General features: G+C 42.6%; 7 protein-coding genes. All 7 read left to right on the top strand.

The window, feature by feature from the left end; translation table 11 throughout:
* The first annotated feature begins 6 nt into the window (after nt 1-6).
* The 7 genes from QYE77_RS08385 to QYE77_RS08355 are packed head-to-tail and all read left to right on the top strand — an operon-like array spanning nt 7 to nt 11,104.
* On the top strand, nt 7-813 hold the full coding sequence (locus QYE77_RS08385) for a phosphoadenosine phosphosulfate reductase family protein (protein ID WP_315624941.1): 807 nt from the start codon (nt 7-9) through the stop codon (nt 811-813).
* A 13-nt stretch (nt 814-826) separates the two neighbouring features.
* On the top strand, nt 827-1,621 hold the full coding sequence (locus QYE77_RS08380) for a DUF4007 family protein (RefSeq protein WP_315624940.1): 795 nt from the start codon (nt 827-829) through the stop codon (nt 1,619-1,621).
* Nucleotides 1,622-1,645: 24 nt separating this feature from the next.
* Nucleotides 1,646-2,101 carry a hypothetical protein gene (locus QYE77_RS08375; RefSeq protein ID WP_315624939.1) on the top strand — a complete coding sequence of 152 codons (456 nt, stop codon included), beginning with the start codon at nt 1,646-1,648 and terminating at the stop codon, nt 2,099-2,101.
* A 27-nt stretch (nt 2,102-2,128) separates the two neighbouring features.
* A complete protein-coding gene (locus tag QYE77_RS08370) occupies nt 2,129-6,358 on the top strand; it encodes a coiled-coil domain-containing protein (protein WP_315624938.1) in 4,230 nt (1,409 codons plus the stop codon).
* Nucleotides 6,319-8,532 carry a hypothetical protein gene (locus QYE77_RS08365; protein WP_315624937.1) on the top strand — a complete coding sequence of 738 codons (2,214 nt, stop codon included), beginning with the start codon at nt 6,319-6,321 and terminating at the stop codon, nt 8,530-8,532. The genes QYE77_RS08370 and QYE77_RS08365 overlap by 40 nt, the downstream gene beginning before the upstream one ends.
* Entirely contained in the window at nt 8,529-9,953 is a 1,425-nt protein-coding gene (gene brxL / locus QYE77_RS08360; RefSeq protein WP_315624936.1) for a BREX system Lon protease-like protein BrxL, read from the top strand. Before QYE77_RS08365 ends, brxL begins: the two co-directional genes overlap by 4 nt.
* Nucleotides 9,950-11,104, top strand: coding sequence for a cysteine desulfurase family protein (locus tag QYE77_RS08355; protein WP_315624935.1), 1,155 nt, complete (start codon nt 9,950-9,952; stop codon nt 11,102-11,104). Before brxL ends, QYE77_RS08355 begins: the two co-directional genes overlap by 4 nt.
* The last annotated feature ends 43 nt before the right edge of the window (nt 11,105-11,147 follow it).

Below are 11,147 nucleotides of genomic sequence, written 5' to 3'. Positions count from 1 at the left end.
TGTTAAATGAGCAGTGAACAACCTGTACGGCACATTGTCTCGCTCTCTGGGGGGAAAGACAGTACGGCCTTGGCTATTTACCTACGCGATCGCATTCCTGACTTGGAGTACGTCTTTTGCGATACTGGGGAAGAGCTTCCGGAAACCTATGAGTACTTGGATAGATTGGAGATTTTTCTTGGCAAAGAAATAAAGAAGATCAAAGCACGTCAATCCTTTGAAGACATGCTAAAAGCCCGTGGAGGTTTTTTACCTTCCGGGCAGGTGCGTTGGTGTACAGAATATCTTAAAATAAAGCCTTTTGAAGAGTTTGTGGGAGATAGCATTTGTCATAACTACATTGGTATTCGCGCTGATGAAATCCATCGTAAAGGCTATATTTCTACCAAACCCAACATCATCCCACATTACCCCTTCATTGAGGAAAACATAAAAAAAGAGGATGTTATCAGGATACTAGAAGAAAGCGGTTTGGGACTACCTGCATATTATGAATGGCGCTCACGATCTGGTTGTTATTTTTGCTTCTTTCAGCAAAAAAACGAGTGGCTTGGATTACTTAGACATCACCCTGATTTGTACGAAAAAGCAGAAAGCTATGAAAAGGAAAACCCAGAAACTGGTGAACGGTATACATGGATGCCAAAAGAAAGTTTAAGAGATTTGCGTTCTCCGGAGCGGCAAAAATCAATTATACAAGAATTTGAGCGCCGCAAGACGCGTCAACAGCGACCGGAATCTAAATTAGCATTGATTGATTTATTTGATGCCGAAGAAACCAATGAGGAAAGTTGCCTGATTTGTCATCTATAGGGAAACGAACACAATGAACCTCACATTTCATCGCACGTTCTCTTTTTCACGTTCATCAGTGATGAAAGTCCTTGACATTGCCCAAAAGAATCCGGGTTTCAAGCAATCAGACTTAGCAGCCAATACGGATTTGGGCACAATTTATCAGGAGGCCATGCCCCGTTATGCCAAACGGGCGGGTTTGTTGGATGAGAAAAACCAGCTTACTTCGTTTGGCCGCTTCGTGACAGAATTTGACCCATATTTGGAAAAAATGGGCACCCAATGGCTGTTGCATTACCATCTGTCCGCGCCACATCGCCCTACAGTTTTCTGGCACTACCTGGTAACCCGATGGTTTATTCCCGGCAATACTTTCACTGCCAAGCAACTTTTAGAAGATTTGATGATTTTTTTGCAACACAATACAGGAAAAACTCTTTCTTCCCGTTCAGTTCGTTCTACTGTCACCATCTTCATTGGCACTTATCTCAAAAGCGATGGGCTGAAACGCCTTGGTTTGATCGAAGAATTCGAGAAAGATACTTATCGCGTACCCCAGAGTCCCCGTCCTCCCACCTGGGCGCTGGGTTATGCGTTGGCGGATTACTGGCAGGCGCATTACGGAGAGCGGTTGACCGTCAACCTAGACGATTTGACTGGTAAAAACTTTGCCGGGCTTTTCCTCCTAGGTGAAGAAGGTTTGACCGAGTTGCTAATCGAACTTAAACAGGAAGGGATGATTGATTTGCATCGTATTGCGTCTCCTTACCAAGTCGTATTACTTCAATCCAGTTTGGAGCTCGCGTTGGAACGGTTGTACAAATAGATGCTTCTGGACTAAGGGGGCATTATGGTTGATATTCATTCTCTTGTTCAGCAACTTCTTCAACCCGGTGTACGAAAAAGTGTGGGGGTGTGGTTTTTCCCCTTGGAGTATTTAGGACAGGAAGAGGACATTGCGTGGAGACTTGGACTGCAACCTTTGGATGCAAGGGGAGCATTTCTGGAAAGACTTCCGGAAGGTGCCACTCATTCTGGATTAAGAACACGCTACGCTCATGAGAAATTGTTTGAGTTCATAACCGCACTAGGAGACGAAATTTGCAACCGGAATTGCTTGCTACTTTACACTTTTGACTTGCTCTTATTGGCTTTAGAAGTAGATGCTCGAGAACAATTTTGGAAAGCAACCCTGAAATTGCCTTATCTTCGGACAAAACTAATCATCGCCTTACCTGAAAACGCTCGTTTCTTGCTTAGCGCCACTGCAGAATTTGTATCCCAAATTGCTGTGGGTTCTTTGTAAATTAACACGTCTATGGAGGAGGGAAATATGCTCATTAAAGATTTGGTTCATATGGACGAATATGGTTCTTTCCGCTCGGATGTTCAACTGAGCGACTATGATAATCCATCTCTGAATCGAGAATTGTTGAACAACTATATTTTTACAGTTAGTGCGCCAGTAACCAGTCAGGCGGGACGGGACGTGGCGGCGAAAGATGTTCTCGACATGCTCAGGGACGCCTTTACAATCGAACGTGCAGGATCTGATTTCAATCGCATGGTGCTCACAGCTAACTACGGTCGAGGCAAAAGTCATCTTGCGCTTGTACTTGCTAACTTATTCAGCCGTCCGTCGAATTCCACGGAAGTTGAGGTCATCTTTGAGCGCCTTGGACAAGCCCTGAACAATCCTGCTCAGTTGAATGTATATCGAGAGTTCAAGGAGTCCAAAGGTGAATTTTTGGTTATGCGCTTGCGCGGTGACGCCATAAATGATCTGCAAGAAGGTTTTTTACGCGCCTTGGAACAGGCCCTAAGAGAGCATGATTCTACTCGTGGAATAGCTTTACCTTTTTGGTACATCAAAGCGGAGGAGTGGTTGAATGCTCAAAGCCAGGAAATTCTTCAGAAGATCGAAAATTATTTAGCCACCAAAGAGCATACCGATTTAGCCATTCTGCGTCAAGATCTTCGAAAAACAGGAAGTTATGAACTCATTCGTGAAGCCATCAAACATGCTATAGGACTCTATCCAGACTTTGGGCGGGAATTAAACTTATCCGAATTAATTGATTGGGTGGTGGACGAAGTTTGCGAGCCCAATAAGCTGGGTGGACTCTTAATCCTGTTTGATGAATTCAGCCTGTTTCTTCAAAAATACGCCACCTCTCGTACTCCTGGAAAGTTACAGGAATTACTCAATGGCATTAGTAATCATCCGGGGAAAAGCGCCTTCCTGGCTTTTACTCAGTTGGACATTGAAAGTGTGGTGGAAACATACGCCCAGGGCAACAGGCGAGAAGATGTGAAACGAGAGTTAGATCGTTTACCGAAATATAAACGCGCCCGTCTTTTCTCGCTCATGGAAGGGGTGCTGGACGCTTATCTCAAGCAGGATGAAGCTTTCTGGAATGCCTGGTGTAACAGGCAAAAGGTTAAGTCAACCATGGTGCGTAATCGCGAAACCTTGTTCACGTATTTTCCAAAGCGCTATAGTGAGACTTTGAAATGGGACCATAACATGGTTGAAAAGGTTATCGTGCGTGGATGTTATCCCCTTCATCCACTAACTACGGCTATCCTTTCTACCCACACTTTCGAGGCCGGAGCAGGGGAAAATCCGCGAACGGCTTTGCATTTTGTGCGGGATCGTTGGAGCAAAGGTATTCGTGACCAACCTGCCGAACGCGAGGATGGAACTCCCAACTTTATTTTTGCCATTGAATTGGTAGATTTCTTTGAAGAGCAAATCTCCAAGAAATGGTATGAAGCGTATCGGACTGCTCTAGAGAATCCTCCCATTGATCTTACTGAGAATCATAAAGCTGTGTTGAAGGCTTTGTTGCTTCAGCGTGCGGTGAGTGAACTTAGGGTGAGTGAACTTAGTTCGCAAGTAAGAAGAGGGAGCGACCAAATTGAACTGCTGAGTGATTTGTCTGGGTTAGGTTCCGCCCAGGTTTCCTCCCTATTGAGAGAACTAGCCGAGGGTCGAGTGATCCAAAAAAACGGTAATTTTTATTCGTTCTTCCCTGTGGGGGCACGCTCTCCTGAAGCGGACCGAATCATTGAAGAGGCAGTGCAAAAAACGCCTGTGGACCGCTCCTTACTGGAGAAGATTGCTAAAGCCATTCCCTCCTTTACAATTTCTCAGACCTTTGGACATCCAGATGATTGGGCGCCCCAACAAGTAGTCTTAACAAAAGACTTTTTCAATATCGAGACACTGCGAGAATTAACCTCCCAATATCGCATTGGACCAAACGATACGATAGAGGAAAGCCCGCGCGGAGTTATCGTCTGGTTATTGGCTAGTAGTGAAGAGGAAAAGTTATGGCTTCGTCAAAATGCCCAAGCCTTGCTGGATTCCGTTTTAGACACAAAACCACACCCATTACCGATTTTGATTGTTTTACCCAATAAGGTAAATCCCGGTTTATTAAATGCCGCTCGGCGAAAAATAGCCCTTGACAGTCTGGATTTGAACCAGCGCGAAAAAATTGGCTCCATAATATTGAAGGACGAGCAAAGCCGTGCTGACACAGAAATAAAAATGGGCCTTTTCGAACTTTTAGGCGATTCTGAACACTACCCTGATTTATCGCGGCAAATTCATGAATATGCATTGCCCAGGGCGTATTTGACATCCGTTCAAACTCTCAATAGATATTCTATCAAAGAAGTCTTACGAGAATGCTATCGTCAGGCTTATCCATATCGTGTAGAGTTTTCAGACAAGCCGGTCTTTTCCAAAGGAGTAAATCATTTACGGACGGCAGTAGAAAATATATCTCGCGGTCTGTTTGGGGACACAGTAGGGTCCGGCATTCAGAACCTAAAGAACAAAGACATGCAGTATGTGGTGGTTCAAGAATATCTGATTAAGAAATGGGGCTTACTAGACCCAGAGAATTTCAGAGTAAAGGAGCCAACCTCTCGTGCGCTTCGCGAAGCCTGGAATCGTTTAGAAAACGCTTTCCCTCCTGATGGCAGAGAAACCCTAGCCAAAGGGGTGCTTGTTGAACTCCTCAATCCTCCTTATGGGCATGATTACAACACTCTGACTTTGCTCCTTGCCGCATGGATTGGTTTCCACCGTTATGAAATCCAATTGAGTCTTGGAGGAAGAGTCAAAACATTAGGAGAATTCAAAGAAATCTTTAACAACGCGAAAGGCCCTAAAGGATTCCTTGATACATTAATCACCCAAGGATTTGCGGTTCGTCGTATCAACCTTGATGAACAATTCGAGGAAATTGATAGGATTATAGATCGAATCAAGAAGAAGGATCCGCCTTTCAGTATTGATGAAGCGCATCGAATCCTCTCAAAATTTAAACAAATAAAATCCCATCCCAAGTTACCCCAAAATAAGGCAGAATTGATCGAGTCATATTGTCGTTTGCTCGAACAACATCTTGACATAGCACAAAAATATGACCAACAAATCGAGGATTGGCTCTCGCGATTACAATCAGCCGATTTTGAAAAGTTGATTGGATTGGAAAAATTTTTGCACCAGGTCCAAGTTCCTGATTTAGTGGTTCCATCAAAGCCCCACTTAGATATTTTGCGAAAAGAGTGGGAGAAGTCTTTAGAAGAGCAACTGGAGAATTTATGCAACCGGTATTCTCAACTCAATGATTTAAGTCATTACACAGAACACAAAAATCAACTACAAAAAGCATTAAGAGAATTAAAACGTTTCCCTATTCTTGCTCATAAGGTTCAAAGTGCTCTGGATCAACTCGACCAACGATTTTTGGAACTCAGACAAGCAGAGGACGAAAAACCCATTGTAGCTGAAATCAATAGTATGGATGAGTCAGCGAGATTGGCGAGTTTATACCAGTACCGAACACGGCTGAATGAACTGAGTAACCTTTCACAGCGAACAGAAAATTTGCGAAAGAGCAAACTAGAAAAGATTGAAACTCGGATTCAACAATTTGAGCAATTGGTCGAGAGGCTCCCTGAGGCAGTTGAAACAGCAAAGAGCCTTTCTGAATTGAAGAAACAAAAGGATCTCCTTTTAAAAAATATGGATCAAACACAGGACACACCCTTATATCACCGATTTTTAGAAATTCAGACCTCGATTGAGCGTCTTGAAGGCTTTTTTGATGAGCTTCGGGTTCTTGACTATATGCCATCTCGTACACCGTCTGATCTGGATTCAAAAGATCAGCGGATCGCTGAAATTGAGAAGAAGTACTCGAATATCCTTAGCAAATCACAGCGTGAAATACTTGGAGAAGAACGGAGGAAAATAGACGCTACTCGCCAGCAGGAAGAGCAAAAAGCCCGCCAATGGTTGATAGATCTTAACAGCCGTTATTCCAGTGATGCTCAACCCAATGAATTATTAGATATCGCTCTGAAGCCCCCAGAATTTCTCCCAATCGAAGACCGGGAGAAATTGAATCAACTGATTCAAGCACTACAACTGAAAGTAGAAAAGGACATTATAAGGAAAATAGAAGTTTTGTTCTTGAAGTTGGATGATGAAGCACGCCGTAATTGCCTGAAACGATTACAAGAATTAATGGGGAAATTTTAACGATGATGGATATACTTCTCGATCCTGACGGTGATGTCTCAAACCCAATGGATTTCATTCTGATTGAGACCGAAGTAGATTTTCTTCGTTATGCTACTTCGGGAGAAAAACTCTTTATCCGTGGATCAGATTTATGTGCATGGGCAGAAGCCTTTTATAGTTTGCGCAATATCCATGTACGGATAGTTGAATCACCTTCAAAGGTTTTGAGACAGGTTTTTCCCGAATTAACTGCTGAGCAAGCCAGAGAGATTGCTCAAAAAATTGACAAAGAATTTGTTTCGCCTGAGGAAATATCTATCGTTCATGTTTTAAGTGCCTGTTTTCCAACAGACAATTCTCTATGGCACGGTGAATCCTCTCTTGAACATGCCGCTCGCTGGTTAATCTGGTGGTTGGTAAATAATCCCTCTCCCGCTGAGAAAATAATTCTTGGGAAATTTGCTTCGTTAATGGAACAAAATGCCGAGGAAGAGGTTATTAAAGAACTTTACCGTGCTAAAGATGTTGATCATGCAAGGTCTTTGTTATGGCGATGGCTTGGTGCAGAAAAGCCATTTATAAAGCACCTAAAAGAATTTCCCATCGAATTGCCTTCCCAATTATTGGATGAGCTCAAACAGGCATGGATGAAATTTATTATCTCCAGCCAAGGAACTTTCTTTATAGAGGCGAAAACCTTACCACTGCCTCTATTTCTGCGTAAAGAATTGGCCCTTCTGACCTCAGAGTATCTTAAGAACAATCCACAAGTACTTGACCGCAAAATTCTGGAGGCGATACAGCCTTTTGTTTCCAATCAAATTTTATCTGAGCTAGAAAAACATGTTCCGCCTCCTATTCCTTCATCCTTGCCCGAGGAAGAAAGTGCTGTTTTGTCTTGGTTCGAGAAGGAATATTTTCCATATCGCCGCTGGCAGGCATCTTACGGCGATGAAAATTCACGTCAAATTGTCCTTAAACTCGCGCAAAATTTTGCCCGTTGGTTGCTTGAGCGATATCCAAAATGGCTGCTTGAAGGGCAGGGCATAACTTATCAAAAATTTGCTCACTTATCCTCACATCCTTCTGACTCTAATGTAGTCACCTTTTGTGTTATTTTAGATGGAATGCCCATATGGGATGTAGATCAATTTCTCCAAATGATATCTGAGACGTCTAATCGGTTGACTCTTTTGCAGAAATCTTACTGCTTCTCAACACTTCCTACAGTGACTGAATTTGCTAAGGAGGCCCTTTTAAGAGGCGTTCCGCCATATCTTGTAGATGAAATGAATCTGCTTGGTGAGACTTTACCAAGTAATTGTTCTCCAGGGAAGAAATTACAACAAATTCAGCCTGGAAAAATTTGGTTCTGGCGTTTAGAACAACCTGATAAAGCCTATCACTTCGCACAGAGAGACAAACTCGAGAAAATGGTCTCTTCTGAACTTCGAATGATAGCGCAGGAAATCGAAGAAATTGTAAAAAAAGTACCTGATCAAATTCGCCTAAATGTCTTGATTACCAGTGACCACGGCCGATTGATGAACAGTCGTTCACCGCGTCAATTACCCATTGAAGATGATATGCTGTTTCACGGACGTGCAGCATGGGGTACTTTTCAACGCCACTTTCCGGTATGTGGTTTTGAAATTAATGAAGATGAAGAATGGGTTGAGCTCTACGGGGAACGCTTTGGGATAAGACATAATTTACGTATTGCATGGAATGAGTCCTGTTTTGGGAATTCAAATGATTACGAAGCCTACCCCCATGGCGGGTTATTCCCTGAAGAGGTCATCGTTCCCTGGCTCTTATTTGAGCGTGACGCTAAAATACCCGAACCTGAAATTTCTATCATTGGTGAAGGTGAAGAAGACATGGCTGGTAAACTTTTCGTCTCCATCATCAATCCCAGTCATATTACACTTGTATGCCAAGATATTGAATTATTCGGTGAAAATTATTTTGAAAAGATTAGTATCAATGAGACCATCCCACCATTGAAAAAGCAAGAATTCGAAAAAAATCTTACTCCTTGGCCTAAGAAGTCGAGTGTAGGAAACTTAACTGCCAGAATAATATTTTCTTTACCCAATGGCAGAAATTTCACCGAAGAGATTACCCCTGACTTGAAGGTTCAGGTTCTATATCAAAAATCTGATGATCTATTCAAGGAACTGAATTTATGAACCCCTTTACGCAAGAAGCACTCAATGAAAAAGTAAAAAATGTTTTTGGACGTTTAGCAATAGATAAAAGACGCCTACCCAGCAGCCAATTGATGAGGCGAAATGTTCCCGCCTACGTAGCGGAATGGGTTTTAGATAGCCTAGCACCTGGCGAAGGTAAAGTTACCCAAGAAGAACTAGATAAAATTCAATCTTGGGCTGATCGTTATTTGCCTCTCCCTAATGAAGCAAACGTCATAAAAAACCGACTCCTAAATGGGGAAGTCATAAAAATCTTAACTCCTGTAGAAGTAGAAGTTGTTCTTACAAAACAACGAAAGGAACGGGTAGCACAACTCAAACTTCTTGGGTTGCATGAAGTCTATATCAATGATGGAATTGTTGAGGAATTTCCCGATTTACTCAAACAAGGTATGTGGGGAGTGACGGAACTTATTGCAACTAAAGAAGGGGTTGCAATTGTCTCTTTCAAACCAATGCAAGCCATTTTAAATTTAGAGTTGTTCAAACAGAAGAGAGCGTTTTTTTCTTTGGATGAATGGCGTGCTTTGCTATTGACCTCCATGGGATACAACCCTTGGGCTTTCAATGAACGCGAAAAAACTTATTTGCTCTGTCGTTTGCTCCCTCTTGTGGAAAAGAATCTTCACCTATTGGAACTTGCCCCAAAAGGAACTGGAAAGAGTTATCTTTACGAAAATATCAATCCTCGAGTCCGCCTTGTAAGCGGCGGAAATATCTCTCCTGCAGTATTATTTGTTAATAATGCTACCGGACAATGGGGATTATTAGCCCGCTTCGCCGTAGTTGTGTTGGATGAAGTTCAAACAATAAAATTTGAAAGACCGCAAGAAATTGTAGGCGGCTTAAAGGGATTTTTAGCAAATGGCAAATTAACAAGAGGAGGACTGTATGAAACGGCCAGTTCATGCAGCTTGGTAATGTTAGCAAACATACTTTTGGACAATCAGCAACAGCCAATCAATTATCCAATTGTTAAAGAGTTACCTGAATTCTTACAAGAGACAGCCTTTATTGACCGTCTTCGAGGTATTTTACCCGGATGGAAAATCCGCAAATTAAGTAGCGAATCCTTTGCACAAGGGATAGGATTAAAATCTGATTTCTTTGGGGACGCATTACTTGCGTTGCGCGAAGACATAATTGCAAATGAATATGTAAATCGCAGGCTTCATTTAAAGGGAAAGAAACTGTACACGCGTAATGAGGAGGCTATACGTCTTATTGCAAGTGGCCTGATGAAATTACAATTTCCTCATGGAGAAATCACAACCGAAGAATTTGAGATCTTTTGTGTTCGTCCTGCCATTGAATTGCGGCAATTAGTTTGGGATCAGCTTTATATTCTTGATTCCGAGTATCGGCAATATGATGAAAAACTAGAATATGAAATAATATGAAGCCCGTAAAACAACCAATTTACCTTGACTATAACGCTACGACACCTTGCGATCCAAGAGTTGTACAAGCGATGTTACCGTACTTCACGGAAATTTATGGAAATCCGGCAAATGGACTGCACGTGTTAGGGCGCAAGGCAGCTTTGGCTGTAGAAACAGCTCGCGAACGGGTAGCAAATTTGATAAATGCTCAGCCAAGTGAAATCTTCTTTACATCCGGTGCTACTGAGAGCAATCATCTTGCAATTTTAGGAACTGCGGAGTATGCGCCTGTTACACGTCGAAAAATCCTTACCTGTGCCATTGAGCACAAGGCTGTGCTTGCGCCTTGTAAACGTCTTGCAGAAAGAGGTTTTGAGGTTGTAATTTTACCTGTAGATGAAAATGGTATAGTGCGCTTTTCCGATCTAGAAAAAGCACTTGATGAAAATACTTTTCTTGTTTCTATTCAGAGTGCTAATAACGAAATTGGTACTTTACAACCCATTTCAAAAATTGCTTCAATAGCTCACCATTACGGTGCTCTTGTTCACACGGATGCTGCCCAAGCGGCTGGAAAAATTCCAGTGGATGTGAATGAATGGGAAGTGGACTTGCTTTCACTTAGTGCCCATAAGATGTACGGTCCCAAAGGCATTGGTGCGCTTTACGTTCGCGGGGGGAAACGGAAAATCCCCATTCGTCCCATGTTAGAAGGAGGTGGACAAGAGAGCGGCCTACGAGCCGGAACTTTAAATGTTCCAGGAATTGTTGGCTTCGGTGCGGCTTGCGAAATAGCGATTGCCGAAATGCCTAAAGAAAGTGCTAGAATGCAATCCTTACGGGATGAGTTAGAGAAAGATCTCCTAAAGAATATTCCGAATCTTCGAATCAATGCTCGTGCTGCGCCTCGCCTTCCGAATACAAGTAGTTTAACGTTTGAGGGAGAAGAAGCGGATGCTTTACTTGCTCGACTTCCTCAACTAATGATGAGCACAGGATCGGCCTGTAATACTGGTGCTCTTGAGCCCTCTCATGTTTTGCTAGCAATTGGGCTTACTCGACAACAGGCATCATCTTCCATACGGATATCCATAGGACGGATGACAACAGAAAACGATATTCAAGTTATAACTGAACAAATTCTTTTTACAATACTAAAGACAACCTAAAAATCTTACTTTCCCCTGTTGACACTACATAAAATAAAAAGCG

The organism is Thermanaerothrix solaris (assembly GCF_032334255.1).
GTDB lineage: Bacteria > Chloroflexota > Anaerolineae > Anaerolineales > Anaerolineaceae > Thermanaerothrix > Thermanaerothrix solaris.
The sequence above is the reverse complement of the archived record's forward strand: the minus strand, read 5'-3'. Positions and strand labels throughout refer to the sequence as shown.

What these genes read in the sequence shown, in the direction of transcription:
- QYE77_RS08385 (WP_315624941.1), top strand. Translation starts at nt 7, where the DNA reads ATGAGCAGTGAACAACCTGTACGGCACATTGTCTCGCTCTCTGGGGGG.
- QYE77_RS08380 (WP_315624940.1), top strand. Translation starts at nt 827, where the DNA reads ATGAACCTCACATTTCATCGCACGTTCTCTTTTTCACGTTCATCAGTG.
- QYE77_RS08375 (WP_315624939.1), top strand. Translation starts at nt 1,646, where the DNA reads ATGGTTGATATTCATTCTCTTGTTCAGCAACTTCTTCAACCCGGTGTA.
- QYE77_RS08370 (WP_315624938.1), top strand. Translation starts at nt 2,129, where the DNA reads ATGCTCATTAAAGATTTGGTTCATATGGACGAATATGGTTCTTTCCGC.
- brxL (WP_315624936.1), top strand. Translation starts at nt 8,529, where the DNA reads ATGAACCCCTTTACGCAAGAAGCACTCAATGAAAAAGTAAAAAATGTT.
- QYE77_RS08355 (WP_315624935.1), top strand. Translation starts at nt 9,950, where the DNA reads ATGAAGCCCGTAAAACAACCAATTTACCTTGACTATAACGCTACGACA.